At 62.4% G+C, this 17,669-nt stretch carries 13 protein-coding genes and 1 pseudogene; 2 read left to right on the top strand and 12 right to left on the bottom strand.

Annotated elements, in window-relative coordinates; genetic code table 11:
* Positions 1 to 9 precede the first annotated feature (9 nt).
* The 8 genes and pseudogenes from LJE91_06780 to LJE91_06745 form a co-directional block, all read right to left on the bottom strand.
* Positions 10 to 600 (bottom strand): hypothetical protein, encoded by a 591-nt coding sequence (locus tag LJE91_06780; protein ID MCG6868431.1) that lies wholly within the window; start codon positions 598 to 600, stop codon positions 10 to 12.
* Between the two features lie 201 nt (positions 601 to 801).
* Positions 802 to 1,278, bottom strand: coding sequence for a hypothetical protein (locus LJE91_06775; GenBank protein ID MCG6868430.1), 477 nt, complete (start codon positions 1,276 to 1,278; stop codon positions 802 to 804).
* A 16-nt stretch (positions 1,279 to 1,294) separates the two neighbouring features.
* Complete coding sequence (locus tag LJE91_06770; GenBank protein ID MCG6868429.1) at positions 1,295 to 2,104, bottom strand: DUF2092 domain-containing protein; 810 nt, start codon at positions 2,102 to 2,104, stop codon at positions 1,295 to 1,297.
* Between the two features lie 69 nt (positions 2,105 to 2,173).
* Positions 2,174 to 2,389, bottom strand: a complete 216-nt coding sequence (locus LJE91_06765; GenBank protein MCG6868428.1) for a hypothetical protein — start codon at positions 2,387 to 2,389, stop codon at positions 2,174 to 2,176.
* The gene (locus LJE91_06760; protein MCG6868427.1) at positions 2,389 to 2,877 is read right to left on the bottom strand and encodes a hypothetical protein; all 489 of its coding nucleotides are present in this window, start codon (positions 2,875 to 2,877) and stop codon (positions 2,389 to 2,391) included. Before LJE91_06760 ends, LJE91_06765 begins: the two co-directional genes overlap by 1 nt.
* A gap of 312 nt (positions 2,878 to 3,189) precedes the next feature.
* Positions 3,190 to 3,860, bottom strand: a pseudogene (locus LJE91_06755) (DUF1254 domain-containing protein).
* A gap of 237 nt (positions 3,861 to 4,097) precedes the next feature.
* On the bottom strand, positions 4,098 to 4,397 hold the full coding sequence (locus LJE91_06750) for a hypothetical protein (protein MCG6868426.1): 300 nt from the start codon (positions 4,395 to 4,397) through the stop codon (positions 4,098 to 4,100).
* Between the two features lie 163 nt (positions 4,398 to 4,560).
* Positions 4,561 to 5,481, bottom strand: a complete 921-nt coding sequence (locus tag LJE91_06745; protein ID MCG6868425.1) for a copper-binding protein — start codon at positions 5,479 to 5,481, stop codon at positions 4,561 to 4,563.
* Positions 5,482 to 5,682: 201 nt separating this feature from the next.
* On the opposite strand from LJE91_06745, the gene LJE91_06740 reads away from it, so the two are divergent.
* The gene (locus LJE91_06740; GenBank protein MCG6868424.1) at positions 5,683 to 6,729 is read left to right on the top strand and encodes an AraC family transcriptional regulator; all 1,047 of its coding nucleotides are present in this window, start codon (positions 5,683 to 5,685) and stop codon (positions 6,727 to 6,729) included.
* 150 nt (positions 6,730 to 6,879) lie between these two features.
* Here the strand turns inward: LJE91_06740 and LJE91_06735 are convergent, their stop codons facing one another.
* The gene (locus LJE91_06735) at positions 6,880 to 7,734 is read right to left on the bottom strand and encodes a hypothetical protein (GenBank protein ID MCG6868423.1); all 855 of its coding nucleotides are present in this window, start codon (positions 7,732 to 7,734) and stop codon (positions 6,880 to 6,882) included.
* 112 nt (positions 7,735 to 7,846) lie between these two features.
* Complete coding sequence (locus LJE91_06730; GenBank protein ID MCG6868422.1) at positions 7,847 to 8,770, bottom strand: copper-binding protein; 924 nt, start codon at positions 8,768 to 8,770, stop codon at positions 7,847 to 7,849.
* 236 nt (positions 8,771 to 9,006) lie between these two features.
* On the opposite strand from LJE91_06730, the gene LJE91_06725 reads away from it, so the two are divergent.
* Positions 9,007 to 9,423 (top strand): AraC family transcriptional regulator, encoded by a 417-nt coding sequence (locus LJE91_06725; protein ID MCG6868421.1) that lies wholly within the window; start codon positions 9,007 to 9,009, stop codon positions 9,421 to 9,423.
* A 549-nt stretch (positions 9,424 to 9,972) separates the two neighbouring features.
* On the opposite strand, the gene LJE91_06720 is transcribed toward LJE91_06725, so the two are convergent.
* Positions 9,973 to 12,096, bottom strand: coding sequence for an AAA family ATPase (locus LJE91_06720; GenBank protein MCG6868420.1), 2,124 nt, complete (start codon positions 12,094 to 12,096; stop codon positions 9,973 to 9,975).
* 1 nt (position 12,097) lies between these two features.
* The coding region (locus tag LJE91_06715) for a DUF1998 domain-containing protein (protein ID MCG6868419.1) at positions 12,098 to 17,669 on the bottom strand (5,572 nt) is incomplete at its 5' end.

Raw genomic sequence — 17,669 nt, 5'->3', positions numbered from 1 at the left:
AGACTTTCCTCAACGCAAACCTGGGCCGCGAAAACCGACACCCACGCCATGGAAGCCAGGCCCCACGCCACCCCCCGGGCCGATCCAGTCGATGAACAGGGCTGTCGCTCCGCCGCTCTTCGGCAGGGTTCCGTCGATCAGCCTGTAAGCGTAAACGAGATCGGCACCTTCGACGGCCGGCTGTTTGAGCTCGACCACGGCAAGTGTATTCTCGGCCTGTCCCGGCTCATAGACAGACAGTGTTGCATTCGGCGGATCCTCGCCGAAATTATCCTTTCCCCGGGTCCATTCCTTGAGAAAGTCGGCCATCTTCATATGCCCGGCCATGCGCACGGGCCGGTCCGTGAAGTACAGCGTTTGCTGGCCCACGTTCACGAGGCGCAACTTGTTCGCCGCCGTGTCCAATTTGAGGTCATCCGCCGTCTGCACGAACATGAATTGCAGTTTCTGCCCGCTGGCCTCCGTGGCGTTTGCCCCCATTGCGAACAGGTGCTGCGGTTGCCCGGGAGATCCGCCCCATAGGCCGAGCGCCAACAACGCCACCACCAGGTAACGCAGCCTAGGGAAGGGTTTCTTGTACTTCATCTGAATGTTCATCATGCATCTCCTAATCGAATGCCATGCCGATGTCTGTCTCAGTGCGGCGGGCGGCAACGTCCGGCATGATCGCCGCCCATCGTAAATCTCGCCTGACCAGGATCGGCATTGGCTGTTGTTACCGTCGGTAGTTGCTGCAGGCCTCGCCGGCAGGCCATCGGAACTCAGCAGCTAATCCTGTGCATCCAATGCTCAGGATATGACTCAAGGCTTCGCCGTCACATAGACCAGTTTGTTCCCCTCAAACACCGCGCGATAGAAGTTCCCGCCGCAGTAGTAGTATTCCACACCCCCCGCTGGCGTGGAGGTGCAGCCTGCGGGCAGGCTGGGCACAACGGTTCCGATCGGCAAGGGCTTGCCGTCGGCCGCTGGGGCAGAAGCCGGTGCGGGGGCTGGCGCAGCTGCGGGAGCTGGTTGAGGAGGGGGTGCAGTTGCCTGGTGACTCTCTTCGGATGCCGCCGCCGCACTGGCCGCCGCGGCGCCCGAGGCGCTGCCGGCGGCGTACCCGACAGCGAGCCCCCGACGGCGCATCCGTCGCTGCCTGCCAAATAATGCGTGCGCCTCCGAAACCAATTGGAAACCCTGCATCGGCATCGAGCTGGACGACCGGGGCGTCCAGTCAGCCATGAACACAAAGGTGGCCGTAGAGGCGAGTAAAACGAACTTGAAGACGGTCTTCATGAGCTTTTCTCCACTGTCAGCGCGCCGAACCACTTGTCTTTTCGAGCGGCAGGAACGAAATGGCCTGTGCCCCTTCAGGCGGGACAAACTCGAACGCGCTATCGGGCACCTTCGGGGCGAGGTTCCAGTCGCTCATGACGGTGACCGTGCTGATCTGCGCCGGTGTGCTGGTGTCGGTAACGACATACTTGCAAGGCAGGGGCCGATCCCCATCGGCAACCCAGATCTGAAAGTCCACATCGGGCCGACCGAAGGCCAGGTGATCACAGGTGACGCCTCCGATACTCGCCTTGCCGAGGACGACGGCGGAGGTGACGTCCTGCATCATGATCCCGAACGCATTGCGATAGACAAGATCGGACGCTGGAATAACGACCCCCAGGTCTTCGCGCGCATAGTCGAGCATCTTCTCGATCGTTGCGGGCGCGGGTTCCTTCGCATAGACCTCGTCGGAAGGATTGAACAGGGTCAGGGTCTTGCCATCGTAATAGAAATCCTGGCTGACCAGTTCACCCGCGCGTGCGGCATGCAGCTTGTTGGGCCGCCGAACCGTCACGTCCGCCGCGATATCCATATCGATCCTCTGTCCCGAGTCTAGCTGGTCTTCGAGGGTGTTTTCCGTGTGCACGCTGAACTGCGTCAGGCCGCCGATGTAGTCGGTCATACGCTGCAGAATCCGTGTGGCAGCCGGATCCACCGCGGCTGCCTGCGCCCGGACCTGCGGAATCGCAGTCATCGAGAGTGCGAGCACCCCGAGCGAGAACAACGCTGAAGCCATCCTAGAATTCATTACGCTCATACTGATCTCCTCGATCGATTGATTCATTTGCAGTCTGCCTGGATACCCACCAGCCCGCCATGAGGGTACCGGTGAACGGCACATCGGCCATGCCCGCTATCTATCGCCCGCCGCCGGCTTCGGCATGATCTGCAATACATAGAAGCCCTTACCGACCGCGGTCGGGAAGTAGATCCGGCCGCCGAACCCCGGAGGCGTGAGTCCATTGATGGACAGCGGCTCGAAGAAGTCAGATTCGGCGATGATTCTGCCCGTCGCGGCGTCGCGCCAGGTGAGCTGCTCCTTGTAGTTGTTCGTGAAGATGGCCGCCATCAACGGCTCCTTCCGACGTTCGACTTCGCATTCGTGAACAGCAGCACGCGCTTGTCCTTCGGCCCGATGACCGGCTGGAAGGTGCTGGTCACGTCGTCGACGACGAAGGCCACCTTCATCTCGCCGCTGGCCTGGTCGAGCTTGATGCCGGCCACCTTGCCCATGCCCATGTCGGCCGAATAGACCATGCCGTTCTCCGGATCGGCGCCCGCCTTCGGCGGGGCGAAGCTGAACCCGCCAGGCTTCAGCGGGCCGAACGGAAAGATTACCTTACTCCGCTTCGCGTCGTCGCGGTGGATCGCCGTGATGCTCGACGCGACCGTCTTGCTGCCGGCACCGTTGAGCTGGAACACGACCCAGTCGCCGATCACGCTCGGCGCGGTGGCAGTCGTCTGGCCCTTCTGGATCGGGAACACCACCCAGGAGTCGTCCGCCGAGAGCTTCCGCGCCGCCGGATCCCAAAGGTAGCGCCGCACGCTCTCCGCCATCCCGATTTAGACGGCGATCCGGTCGTGGAACTTCGTGACGATGCGCGGCGCCGTAGCAGGCTCCGGCAGCTCGATGCTGTCCAGCACCTCCAGCGTGTCCGGATCGACGGCGGAGAGCTGCGAGGCCGGCTGCTTCATCCCCAAGCCGCGCGGGCCGTGGAACAGCCCGTCGTGCCCGTAGCGCGTGTCGGTGCGGATGAAGTTCTCGAGCGACTTGTCGCCGAAGCGCTTCACGTCGATCGTGTTCAAGTTGCGCACCGGGACCAGCGCGGGTGGCTTCCACGACCCCTTGCCGAGCGGGTACACCGAAGGCTGCTCGGTCTTCGGCCAGTCGACCGCTGGTGCGGCGGGCGGCGCGGGCTGCCCGAGGAACGCCGACAGGGGCTGCACCTCGTAGCCGGCCTGGACCTTCTTGACGTTGTCCATGTCGGCCGGGTTGAAGAGCTGCGTACGGTAGATCACCAGGCTGAACTGGGTCTCGCTGAGGAAGGCCTTCTTGACGTTCTTCGGCGTCTCGCCCCTCCAGTCTCGGGCCCGGCGACGAGATAGCAGCCGGCGCCGTTGCCGGTGGTGCGGCTGCCCATGTACCCGTAGTTGTCGCTGTACAGATCCACGAGCTGCACGTCGTAGTAGCGCGCCTTCTCGATCTCGGGCATGCAGAGCACAAAGGGCTCCGCGCGCAGATCGAGGAACGCCATCGAGTACGGCGTGTCGCTGTTGGGCGTGCTGATGCCCGTGTCCTTGGGCGTGAACACGCGCGCCTCATTGTGGAGTTGGTTGATCGGCGCCTTGAACTGGCCCGAGTCGCGGTCGATGAAGAACTTGTACAGAACGTCGTAACCGACGATCATCGGGAAGCTATAGAGGTAGGCCTCCTCGGCGATCTGCCTGACCTCATCTCCGGTGAATTCCTCCTGGGACGCGTTCGGCGCCCCACCCAGTATCGGGGCAAGGACCACGCTCAGCAGCAGAGTGGTTAGCATGATTCTCGGCATGAGTTTTTCCTGTCTGAGAGAGACCGAACGCCGGCGCCCCCAGAGATTCACATCTCTTTTGAAGCTTTCAATTTCAACCTGTCAGCGCAATTGACCGAATTCGGTGAGGAGGCAACTGACGTCGCGGTCGACGCGTTGCCCTGCCATACTTTCTATGCAGGCGATCCCGTTTCGGAAACGGGGTGCTACCGGATCGAGTCTTTCGGATGCCAACAGCGCGTAGCCCTAGCGGCCGATACCGCCGCCTAGGCGACCGGGCTGGTTAAACCCCCGATCCCTTCCCGGTGCCACGCCACCGACATTGCCCGCAGCACCGGGCTGGTTCACTCCGGGATCCCCGCCGGGTCCCGTACCTCCGACATTGCCTGCCGCACCGGGCTGGTTCAATCCGGGATCCCCGCCCATGTTGCCGACTGCGCCAGGTTGGTTGAATCCCCAATCACGGGCGTACGTCGTGCCGGGCAGGGCGGCCGCCAGTGCACTCACAACCGATACGGACACGTGTTTTCTTGTCCCGATATTCATCGGATCACCTGATTTGACCGACGGGTTTTGTCCCGCCGTGATCATCACCTGCGATGGCCGCGGGTCACGGCTATCGCACCGCAAAGAAAACTCCCCGCTCGGATAGAGCCCTGCAAACTCACACAACGCGGTCAGACGTGAAGTGCCACACTCGAGAGATGGATCACTCCACGAGCTTGATCTTGATGCCTTCGGCGGCAAGCGTCAGACGAGCCCCTTTCTGCTCGGACTTGAGCTGCATCACCACGCCCTTGGTATTCTTCAGGGTCATGACGGAGCCACCCTTGACGAGCGCCGCACCCGCGGCCCCGGCGGCGTAGGTCCCCGCGAAGTCCTTCGGGTCGGTGAGCTTGTACACCTGCCCCGAGGCCTTGATGTCGGAGAAACCGACGTCGAGCAGGGAAAGACCCTTGACCTTGAACTCATGCACCGAACCGTCATACATGGTCAGTGTGCCATGGCCCCACTCGTAGCCGACACCGAGGGCCACCGCCTTACTCTCGAGCTTCACCTCGCCGGAGACCTTGGGCGCGGGCTCCACGGACACCGCGAGGTATTGAACGTAGGTCACGACCACCTCGTCGCCGACGTTGACTTTGCTCAGATCGATGTCATCGGACACCTTGAAGGTGGCAGTCCGCTCGGGCCCTTTCAGGGTTACTGTGCGCGACTTCTCGTCAACACCCTGCACGGTGGCCACCAGATCGAGGGTATCGGTCACCGTCGCGGCCGGTTTCTCACCCGGCTCGGCGCGGGTCACGGCCACCCCCTCGGTTCGCTCCGGGGCTCCCGCGCCCCTCGGCTCGAGGGCGATCGCCAGGCCATCGAAGTACCCGATGATCACGACATCGCCCTTGTTTACCTGTGCGAGGTTACGCACCTCGTCGCCCGCGACGAATGTCGACGTGGTGCCGTCCGGAAACCGCAACGTGACCGCACGGGTTGCTTGGTCGATGCTTTCCACCGTGGCGATGGTGACCGCCGCATCCGCGGCCGCCGCTTCTTTTTCGTCGGCCAGGGCCCCTGCGAACGGCACAAAGCTTGCTATCAGGAAGGAACTCAACAACGGTATCAGGCGCTTCATTCGGTTCTCCTCACTCGGTTAGGGGTCAGACAGGTTGAAGGCAAGTCCAGTATTACAGCGCCGTCGCGATAACCTGCCTATCAGGGTGGAATAATAGGACCCTCGAATTAGATCAGATCGGCGCCACGCATAGTATTGCCAGTTCAAGACAATAGATTGACAATTGCTGACAATCTCGCAAACCATGAAAGGAAACTGACCGTGGCGCGCAAGCTGGCGTATAGGTGTTCACCTGTGCATGACAATGGAGTTGTCCCGGATGGAACCATCCGCGTCAGCCCGCTGATGAACCTGCCTGAAATTCTGCGCGAATTCGATTGTGATCCACAGGACGTCTTCGCAAAGTCGGGGTTCACTCTGGAGCAGTTCAAGGAACCGGATACTGAAATTTCCTATGCCGCTGGCAGCAAGCTGCTGGCAAACTGCGTAGCGGTAACCGGAGTCCAGCACCTGGGGTTACTCATCGGTGAGCGCGCAAACATGTCTACCCTAGGTATCGCGGGTTTCATCGCGCGGTCCGCCCCCAATGTCGGCGCCGGGCTTCGTGATCTCGTGCACAACCTGGACCTGCACGATCAGGGCGGCTCGCCGACACTGGAAAAGCGTGGCAGCGTTACCTTACTGGGCTACTGCGTCCATCAGCCTGGAGCGGAGGCGCTCGACCTGATCTACGACATCGCTTTAGCTCAGGCTTGTAATATCCTGCGCGATCTTGCCGGAGCGAACCTGAACCTCTCCGAGGTGATGCTTTCGCGGCGAGCGCCGCACGATCTTGCACCCTACAGGCGGTTCTTCCGGGCGCCACTTCGATTCGACTCGGAGCAGAACGCCGTGGTGTTCCCGACCTGTTGGCTGGACCATCCGCTAACCAGTGCGGATCCGCTGCTTCACGACCATCTCGTAAAGGAGGCCAACGAGCTTCACAATCACCGACCCGAGGACACGATCGAAATATTGCGCCGGTTGCTGCGCAAGTCATTGCCAAGTCGGAAAATCGCGGTGAACCACATCGCCAGCCAGCTCTCCCTCCATGAGCGTACCTTGCTTCGGCGACTACATGAATCGGGCACGACCTACCGCCGCGAACTCGAAACCGTGCGCTACGAAGTCGCGCGGCAGATGCTTGCCGAGAGCCGGACGACTCTGCCAAAAATCGCGAAGGCACTCGGCTATACCGATGTCAGTACGTTCATCCGCGCCTTCAAACGTTGGTCGGGGACGACGCCGGCGCAGTGGCGCGAAACTTGAGGCTCATGGCCGCACGGCGTTCCACGGGTGTTTTCTCCAGGCCCTCGTCGGTGGATTCGGGCTTGCTGGCCTTACCCCGCTTCGCTGGAGTCACCTGATGCCCGCAGCGTTTTTGTCCGGCGCGTGGTATGCCATTCTCCGGCAATCGCCTTAAAACCGGAAGTTGGCACCCAGCGCGAAGCCACCGAAGCTAAGGTTGTCGACCAGCTCGTCTCCGCTCTGGCTGTAGTACAGATAACGGTAATCAAGCTGGATATCGCCCCAGTGGAAGGCATGACCGATTCCCGCAACACCCTGCCAGGTGAACGTGTCGGACCCGCCGCCGATATCCGCGTAAACGTTCGTGAACCAGCCGCCCCCGCCCAGGCGGTAGTTCCCTCTGACCGCCGCGATGCCGGCCCAGATGTTCTCCGACCGCTTCACGGTTCCCGTTCTGGAGAAGGTCACCGAATCTCCCTGCGGCCCAGTACCTGTGACCGTCCCCGTCAATTGCCAGTCGGTACTCGCATCCACGCCGAGGTAACGGAAGCCGGCGAGCACGGCGAGGTCGAGCTTTGGCTTCTGCACGACGGTGTAGCCACCCTCCAGCGTCCAGACCCAGCCCGTCAGCGAACTGCTGGTGCCGGCATCAAGGTTGGTCGTGGAGATATTGATCGGGCCCGAACCGGGATTGAAATCGACCCCCTCGACGGAGCTGTTCGCATCGGAGAAATTGAGATAGATGACATCGCTGCCGACGATCCACCGGCCCTTGCTCACCGTCCCGACGAGCATCAGGGCAAGATCGAGGTTGTCGAGAAGGTTGTCCGCGTCAATGCTCACGGAGGGGGCACTGCCACCCGATGACGGGGGCCCGTAGTTGAGGTCGCCGTTCAGACTCGGCAGCCACAGGTACGGCATGATCGAGAACTTCCAACGATCGTCCGGCTCCTGCGCAAACGCACGCAGCGGCAGCGACAGCACGAGGCCAACCAGCGTCGCGGCGAACAGGTGTTGTCTTACCACTTTTCTCTCCCGTCTTCGCAGAACAGGTGTTCCACATTCGGGGTACGCCTGCCTCCTGCAGGTGCACCCCGCGGTCATACATGAAGTGTCACGCCACAGAGACGCTCACGGATCACTCCTTCAGCTTGATCTTGATGCCCTCGGCAGCGAGGGTCAGGCGGACCCCTTTCTGCCCGGATTTGAGCTGCATCACCACGCCCTTGGAGTTCTTCAGGGTCATGACAGAGCCGCCCTTGACGAGGGCCGCACCCGCTGCTCCGGCGACGTAGGTGCCGCCGAAGTCCTTCGGGTCGGTGAGCTTGTACACCTGCCCCGAGGCCTTGATGTCGGAGACGCCGATATCGAGCACGGACAGCCCGTTGACCTTGAACTCATGCACCGAACCGTCATACATGGTCAGTGTTCCATGACCCCACTCGTAGCCGATACCCAGAGCCACCGCCTTGCTCTCGAGTTTCACCTCGCCGGAGACCTTGGGCGCGGGCTCCACGGAAACCGCGAAGTATTGAAGGTAGGTCGCGACCACCTCATCACCGACGCTGATCTCGCTCAGGTCGATATCGTCTGACACCTTGAAGATGGCAGTCCGCTCGGGCCCTTTCAGGGTCACTGTGCGCGACTTCTCGTCAACGGCCTGCACGGTGGCCACCAGTTCGAGGGTCTCGGTCACCGTCGCGCCCGGTTCCTCACCCGGCTCGGCGCGGGTCACCGCCACCCCCTCGGTTCGCTCCCGCACGCCGGCACCCTTCGGCTCGAGGGCGATCGCCAGGCCATCGAAGTACCCGATGATCACGACATCGCCCTTCTTCACCTGTGCGAGGTTGCGCACCTCGTCGCCCGCGACGAAGGTCGTCGTGCTCTCGTCCGGAAACCGCAGCGTGACCGCGCGGGTTGTTTGGTCGATGCTCTCCACCGTGGCGATGGTGACCGCCGCGTCCGCGGCTGCGGCTTCCTCGTCCTCAGCAGCCAGGGCCCCCGAAAACGGCGTTATGGACCCGATCAACAAGGCACTCAGCAGTACTATTACGCGATACATCGGTCTCTCCTTTTAAGCCATTGATAATTGTTCTTGCACTCGAGCCGTCATGACCGTCAATTCCCCAACGATGAACATCGACTCAGCGTCGCGGCTCGCATTTTCCGGTGAGGGAACCTCGGCCCAGCCAGTCCGGTTTCCCGTGCTCGAAGTGGAGTACGCACCGCCACACCGCTTCTTGACTGAAGTCAAGCCTCAGCAATATTCTGCACATGGTACTGTAGCATTTCCGGACAATTACTCGACAATATCGGACAGTTCGCAAAAGGGAATCGGAGATTGCCAATGCTGCGGGACAAAGAGCCACAACATCGAGGAACCGGGATCAAACTGCCCGGGTCGACGGAACCGTTCGCGTCAGCCCCCTGATGAGCGTGCCGGAGATTCTACGGGAGTTCGGCGGTGACCCGCAAACACTCTTCGACAAGGCGTGCCTCTCGAGGCGAGCGCCGCCGAACCGGGAGCCATATCGTCAGTTTTTCCGAGCGCCTATTCGGTTCGACTCGGAGCAGAACGCCGTGGTGTTCCGAACCCACTGGCTGGACCATCGGCTGAGCAGTGCGGATCCACTGCTTCAGCACCATCTCATGTCGGAAGCGAACGAACGCCACGCCCGCCGTAGGGAGGACACCGTCGCAAGACTGCGCCGGTAACTGCGCCGGTCACTGGCAAGCGGGAATTTCGCGGTGAGCAACCTGGCCAGCCAGCTCTGCATGCACGAGCGCACGCTGCATCGACGCCTTCAGGGGCCCCGAGCTGGTGACGCAGGAAACGCATCTCGAGAGCCCTGCGCACGCACGAGAGATACCGGTTCTCGTCTACGGGTTTGACCAGATAGTCGAACGCACCGGCCTTCATGCAGGCCACTGCCGTATCGATCTCCTGGGAGGCGGTCATGACCACGAACAGAACTATCGCCGCTGGCATGCCCGATCGGGCGATAAGGCGATTTCTGTCAAATGACTACCGTTTCCGGTGTCCTTCTTGTTGCAGACTGCGTGTCGCCTTGTGTTTCCGGAGAAAAAGGTCATCCAGAACAGTTAATTACAGCCGATGCAGAGGCGAAAAGGAGGGCTAATGGGGGTGTAACGATCTGCACAGGCAGGTGCCGAACGAGGCGGCGTCACGCCGCCAAACACCCATATCCAGTCGCTTAGGACCTTGAATGAGGAACTGCGCCGATCAGGACATGATACAAAGATTCAGCTTGGCGATTGGAGATACGGACTCTTCGTGCCGTAACTCAAGACGTACGCTTCCTTCTTTGCCCGGGTCACGGAAACATACAGCAGGGATCGCTCTTCCAGATCGGCCTGTCGGGCCTCGACTGGGTCCCCCCTGTCACTGGTCACCGCCTGAAGCGGTACGACCCCATCGTTGATGCTCGCGAGTATGACCCGATCGAACTCAAGGCCCTTGACGCGATGCATCGTGGCCACCCTGACGGCTTCCGGGTTCCCGTGGTCGCTTCCGTTGGCCTCTATACGTTGCGTCCTGATCCCCTCACCATCGAGAAACGACACGATTGCGTCGACCTCCCGACGGATTCGCGCGACCGCACAGGTATGGGACAACGGGCTTCCGTCCTGCGATGACTTACCCAACAGATCGACGATGAAACCGGCCTGTTGTTCCCAGGTTTCGAAATGTCTCAATTCGGGTTGGTCCCCGTGCGTCAGCGCCTTGTATCCCGCAGTGGTATCCCACCCTCCGTCGAGATCGTCTATAGAGCACCCCTCCAGCAGGCTGACCGCCCAGCGCCGAATCTCTTCCGTAGTTCTGTAGTTGATCGTCAGTCGGCTGGATCGCCCACGGATATTGATGCCGCATCGACCGAGCACGACCCGGTTTCGCCCGTAGATGCGCTGATGTCCGTCTCCGACGATGAAAAGGTCGTTGGCGCCCTCGGGAACGATCTTCCTCAGCAGCAGGAAGGCCTGGGTGCCCATGTCCTGCGCCTCGTCGACGATGACCGACACATATCCCAGCACGCCCCGCTCATGTTCCAGTAGGCACGCGGCGTCACGATAGGCATCGTCTACCTCTTTCTTCTTGTGGATCGTGAGCTGATTGCGGTATTCCTCGAAAACCGGCCAGATGGCGACCTTCATCGAACGGCTCAGGGCGATCCCGCGACCGATCCGCGACGCACGCTTGTACTGATCCACCGTCTCGATACTCTGGGGCTGGATGACGCGCTGCCACTCCTCGCGAAAGAAGGCATCCGGCAAATTGGCGTTCGCCGGTTTCAGATCCAGGGCGCGTTGCCAGAAAGGTTCGGCGTCCTTCCCGAAAGCGATGCTGTAGTCGTACTTTCGTTTTCGAAGGAATCGCGTGACCCACCGATCGAGATTGACGACCTCGATCCGCGACATCTGTTCCGGCGTGCAGATCGAACGCAGGTTCTCCTCGAGATCCGTCGCCAGGTTTCGGGTAAAGGTCGTGAACAGGACCTTTTTCGTGTCCGTGGCGACGTTCTCTGCCAGCCATTTCGCGCGATGCATGGCGACAACCGTTTTACCGGTACCGGCGCCACCGAGGACCCTTACCGGACCGTTCTTCGTCCCCCGAACGAGGCGGTACTGCGAGGGATGCAGAAAAACGCGCCAACGGTCCAGGGGCGCGTTGAGCATCGCCGCAAGCTCCAGCTCGTCTTCGACGACGACAAACCGCGATCTCGACTCCGAGCGGTCGAGGGCCTTTTCGAAGTCATCCGTATCAACCTCCGGCACGGAGAGCGGTTCCCGCTCGTTGATGATCTCATCGTACCGGCTGCCGGCAAGGTAGAGGTAGAGCCCTTCGTAGGCCTCGACGGGCAGCCGGTTCTCGATCTGATCGAGCCCGCCTTCCGTTGTCACTTGTTTCACCAGCGGAAGCAGGGCCTCGGGTACCCCGAGGCGGACGAGTTCCTTGTCTTTCAACGCATCGAACACGCCCGGCACCGAAGCGGGGGGTTGCGCAACGGCTGGTTCACCGGCACGCGTCTTCGCCTCGTAGACCTGTATGGATCCGGTCGCTGGATTGATGTCGCATTGGCGACGCATCGCCCAGTCGTAGGCCGCGTCGTGGTGGTCGACCCAGAGGAGGATGTAGACATCGCCCTCCCCGGGATTGAGCACGATCCCCCGGTAGGTCTGATCGATCCGGACCGAGCGCATGTTCTTGTCGGTCGCATTGGCGATCTTTTCGTAGTTGATGCCCTTGGCGTTCGGATTCTTCTCGAAGTTGGTGACGAACTTGCTGACCTTGGCGTGCTGTACTTTCGGAAGACGCGCGAACGCGGTGAAGAAGTCGGAGGAAATCGCGACTTTCGGCTTTTCCGCCATCCTATTGTCCCCCCAGGAGGTCGCTCACGACCCCTACCCATTGGTTTTCCGAATCCAGCACCAGTATCCGCCACCCCGACGACTCGAACATCGGCCCGAACTCCCGCTGATCGGCCAACAGCCCGGCGATCTTTTCTCTCGCCCATGCGAGTTCGGCCTCGCCCACGATTTCCCCGCCCTCATCCTGCAGTTCGTACGCGACGGAGGGTAGCCGATACCCGGATTCGGATAACCGTCTCAATCCGTCGTGAACCGCTTCCACCGCCTCCTCCAGTACCGCGTCAAGTACCGCGGAGACGGTCCCCGGGGGCGCCGCCGTTTTCGGCTTCGTCACGTCCCAGGCGTATCGCCAGGGAACCGGCTCGTACACCCCTGCGGCGCACCCTCGCGTACTGAAAAAACCGAAGGACGGCAGGAACTGGAGGAGGTTCCACGCGCGAAGCAGGCCTTGCCAGGCGGCCTTGTGAACATCGGGCTCGAAGTCGCGCGAATCGTCGAACGACACGCTGCCCCCCATGAAATCCGGCTTGGGACCCGCACCCCCTTGACCCAGCGCTTCGAGCGGAAGCACGCATCTCACGCTCAAGGGGTCGTCCTCGCGGTCCCAGGCGAGTCCGCCGTAGGCGCGATCCGCGGGTAACGCCGCGAGGGCCTGGCTGAATTCCTCGCTCCCGTTCGAAGCGAACCAGTTCTCGAACCGCTCCCGTACCGTCCCACCTCGCATCGCGCCCTGGTCGAACCAGCCGAGGCACCGGCAGAATGCCAGGCCGGTCCAGGCACGGGAGTCGGGGTTCTCCAGATAACGCATCAGCTGCGTCAATGGCGGCTGGCTGGCAACCTTCGCCAGGTCCCCGATTCCCAGCCTGCCCGCCAGCTCCTCCTGAAGGCCCCGCATCCGCGGTCGAAGGCCCTCGACAAACGGGTTCCGGGACTGGATCGCGGACTTGGCGAACTGCGCGTTGACGTCGTTCCAGGTGAGGCTCCACTGCAGATAGCGGCCGCTCTGTACGATCGCCAGACGCTTGGCGGTATCGTCCGCGAGTTTGTCCCGGTGATACTCGTAGCCGTCGAGAAACACGGCAACCGGCTTGAAGTCCTCCCCAGTACGCGCCGAACGCAACATGAAGTCCGGCTTGCTCGGGAACTGTACGCCATCCGCGGGCCCCACCTTCACCTGAGGCTCGATCGTATACACACACTCGCCGACACGCAGAAAATATCCGGGCTTGCCATTGACCACCTGGGGCTGTAACTGCACGTCCATGTCCCCGGAAGTAAAACGACGGAGCGCTTCGACGAAGCGCGCTTCAAGCTCGCTGTCCAGAACGGGGTTCGACTGGATGTCGCTGATCGTCGCGACCGACTCGAACCGGTCTCCGGCCTCCAGGATCTCGTTGAGCAACGATACGGCGGTGTCGCGGGAGGTCGTCTCCATCCCGTAACTGTTCCGATAGGCGTAGAGGCAGTGATAGCAGCCGTCGCTGTCGGTGTGGTTACACTCGCACCGGACCATGGTGTCCCGCGCCAGCTCGAACACCTCGAGCAGCTGCCGGCTCGACCGCATCAGTTCCTGCAGGTACCCGGTCCCTCCGGGCACCGAATCGAACAGCATGAGATAATGGCGACGGCCGCTTCCCTCACGCTCCGGTTCGTCGTAGGAAAGCAGGCGCAGGTGATCGACCTGCCCGCCGAACTTGCGCTTCAGGCCGAGCTGGATCGCGGCGATGAAGGAATTGAGTGTCCTGTCGTCGCTGCCCATGGAGGAACCCGGCATCAGGATCCGGATGGCCTCGGAGGAAAACTCCCGATACAAATAGAGGCACTCGACCAGGTTCTCCTCGTCGTCCTGGTTCCGCGCCTTGCAGGTGAAGGCATGCTTCTGTCCCTGCCTCGAACCGTCCTGGACCATGCCGCAATGCCGGCACAACCTGAATCCCGGGCGCTGGGCCTCGCGACCGGCGATCACGCTGGGCTCGGGCCCGATGCCGTACTCCCCGAAATTGATTTCGCGGAATCCCGACCTGCGAACGAATTCGAACCCGAACGGCAGTGCGTCATTGGCGACGCGGTAGGCCACCTCGACGTCGTCGAGACTGAAATCAGCCAACATCTGACGCGTGTAGAACACCGGCTCCCGGTCCTCGGATTCGTCCCCGATGCGGCTGTCGCGATCGCTCGTGTTGGCCATGACCTGACGCAGCCGGACCATCTGCCGCCTCTGGCCGATATCCGACCACAAGACATCACCGCAGCGCGGACACCGGTCGTGCACGTCTCTGGTCGCGAGGTTTTCCGCGTGCGTGCAGGCCGGGCAGAAACGCCAGTTTTCGATCTCGGAGAGTCCGAGGTCGATCTGCTCGATACGTACATGTCGGCCGCCGGCGTAGAACCGATTGTAGGGTGCGAACTCGCTGATCGCGGCCGCACCGGGTCGTTCGTATTCGTAGACCTGGTTCTCGTAGCGGCTTTCTCCTTCGGCCGGGTCTGGCCTGCGGCGGTATATCACCGAGCGCAAAGTCACCCCGGCCTCCGGGAACGCGTAGTTGGGCATCAGGCCTTCATCGGTAAGGAAATTGAAGGTATCGCGCCCGTTGATCGCGCGCAGCACCGCCAGCAGGCCCTGCCGCTCCCCGGCTGCATCCTCCAGCACCTTTTCGGTGGAAGGATCGGTAGGCTGACGCTTCATCCGATCGATCTGCCGCTTTAACGCGTCGATGCGGCTGCGCAGTCGCCCGCGCTCGACGACCAGTTCGTGGAGACGCTTGACGATTCGCATCTCGACGCTTTCGACGTCCTGGCTGTCTCCGAACAGGGCGTGGCGCAGCGTCGATTGCGTACGCTCGGTGAAATCCCCGGCGAACAGGCCGAGAAAACCGTCCAGCAGGTCCGGCGCGTTTTCCTTCACCCAGTCCAGGAACGTGAAGGGGAACCGCTTCAAGTCGCCCTGCTCGACGTGATCGAGCACGTTTCGCAGGGTCGCCGGAATCGCGGATTCGTCGATCCCCGAGGCCACCCACCCGTCCATGCAGTACGCCATCAGTTGTCGCGCGACCACGGCCGAGGCGTTCAGAAAGACCCCCGGCGGCTCCACCCGGCCCGCCATCATCTCTAGCGGGTCCGCGTAGAAATACAGGTCGTGTGGTCGGGCATTGGCCACGGCCATGCTGAAGGCGTTGCCGTCCTTACGCCCGGCGCGGCCGATGCGCTGCAGGTAATTCGACTGCGTCGGGGGAACCGAGCACAACAGCACCGAGGACAGGTCCCCGATGTCGATACCCATCTCGAGCGTCGGGGTGGCCGACAGTAGGTTCGGTTGCCAGGGCTCACTGCCCGTGATGAAACGCGACTCCAGTGCCTCGCGCGCCTCGCGCTCCAGCAGTCCCGTATGTTCCGCGGCCACGACGCGGTGGATCTCGCCGTGAAGGTACAGGGTTTCCAGCCAGTGGTCCCGCTCGCGCTGCCGGGCATACGTCCCGGGATCGTTAGTCACCAGGGACGGCATTTCCTCCAGCACGCCAACCATTTTCTCCGGGACGGCGAGTTGACTTCGGCGCCCTTCCGTCGCCAGGGGAACGACTGCTCGACCGAGGTACAGGACATCCGGATTCAGGCCCCAGACACCCGCCCCCCTCGCCTCGAAGCGCTTCAGCACCCCTTCCTCGGTCAGGGTCCGCATGACCTCCTCGTAAACCGGGGCCTCGACCCCTTGTGGCGACAGGGGACCCGGACACAGCACCTTGAGGCACCAGTTCTGGTACCAGCTCCTGCCCTGCCTTCGAATGAGTCTCTCGAACCTGGAATGCCGGTGCGCATCGGTCACGAACACGGGCGCGGTGGAATGCTCGGCGAAGGGCGGCAGATAGGTCAGCCTCGTCAGGAGATAGGCTCTCCCTCCGTGTTCGATATAGGTATCGAGAAAACGGTGCCAGATCGCCCCCTTTTCCTTGAGATGCAGCAGCAGGCCCCACAGGAACCGGTCCAGATCGCGGCGCTCGAGGTCTCGCAGACCCAGTTCCTCGATCAGTACCGGTGCGATCCGCGCCGCCGACGCCGCGACCGGTTCCTCGAGAATCCCCAGCGCCGCCGTGCCGGTTCGTTCCAGCGACCTGCCGATTCGCGAACGGTAACCGAACTCAGCCAGGACCTCCCATTCCAGCCGCTTGCAGACGTCGGCGAAAAGGCCGCTGCCCCGGGGCAGGGAGCCATCCAGGACCAGGGCCTCATAGTCCCGATACCAGAGCATGTTGGGCGCGATGAACTCGGCAACGAATCGTCGCCCGTCGAAGGCGCCGGGATTCACGGCAGCGTCCGACCAGTACCGGGGAAGCCAGGTGTAGAACTCGCTCAACCCGATCTCCTGACGACCGCTCGCGTCCAGCGCCTGGGCCATCGCCATGCGGATGTTGTTCTGCCAGGTCCTCGCCCCGAAGAACCCGGCGCGGTGCGCGGCGTCCTGTACGGAGTCGGAGAACGTGATCAGTTTCTTGTCGTCGTTGTACTGCGTCGCGTAGGCGTGATGGATGGCTACGCTAGACAGGGTCGCGGTCCTCGCTCCGAAGACCATCATGCTGTCGGTGGCGCCGCAGACCGGACAGAGATGCTCGCTGATCAACGCCCTGGAACCCCGGCGCGTCTTCTCCTTCTGGAGTTCGGGCAGGTAGACGCGTTGCAGCGTCTCCCGCCCGCAGGCCCGGCAGGACCCATCCGTGTCCATCTGAAGATGGCCGCAGGCGCCGCACAGCCCGTTGACGACGCCGCGCGCGGCGGGCGGCGACTCATCGGGCAGCAGCGGGAAAAGCAGCCTCAGCTCCGGTTGACGCTGAAAGAAGGCGTTGTAGATCGCGCGCAGGTCGGACTTGAGCTGCCCCTCGGCGGCGGGCTTGTAGCCCGCCCAGGCGGTGGCGCGGCACTCGGAACACTGCACCAGCGGCAGGAACAGCGCGTCCTTGTCCGATCCGTGGTCGTCGGCGAAGGTCAGTTCCGGCGTCATTGCCTCGGGGTCTCCCGCGCCGACCGGGGGAACCTCTCCGGCGATAGTAGCGCCGGAGGGTACGCGCATCACCATGCGCCGGAGCTCACGCGTCCAGAGCTGCATCCGCAGCTGCAGCAGTGGCCGTCCCACGTCTTGCGGGTCGCGCGCCCAGGAGATCAACGCGCAGAGACTGTCCAGGATCCTGTTGGTGGACGCTCTGGCCTCGCCGCCGGGCAGGGTCCGGGACAGTCCGAACACAATGTCCTGCAGCGAGCGCGGGTTCTCACCCAGCAGCCGAAGCAGGTTGTGGAACAGCAGGTGTTTCTTAAGCGAGGCCCCGAGCGCGCCCCGCCATTGCGGGTCACGCGGGTCCGCCGGGGGTTGATCCGGGAACATCAGCGCGTACTGCGCGGCGATATAGTCCGCCACGGAGTCGAATCGGTAGGGGTCGAGCCGATTCGTCAGGCCCTCCGCGGGATAGAAGGAATACTCGATCAGGTTGTCCCCGAGATAGGCGTTCGCGTCCTGACGTGTCTCACCGATGACGCCCGAGGCGTCGAACACGGACTGGAAGATGCGCGTTGCGTAATCCGCCAGCGCA

Source organism: Gammaproteobacteria bacterium, assembly GCA_022340215.1.
Taxonomy (GTDB): domain Bacteria; phylum Pseudomonadota; class Gammaproteobacteria; order JAJDOJ01; family JAJDOJ01; genus JAJDOJ01.
The sequence above is the reverse complement of the archived record's forward strand: the minus strand, read 5'-3'. Positions and strand labels throughout refer to the sequence as shown.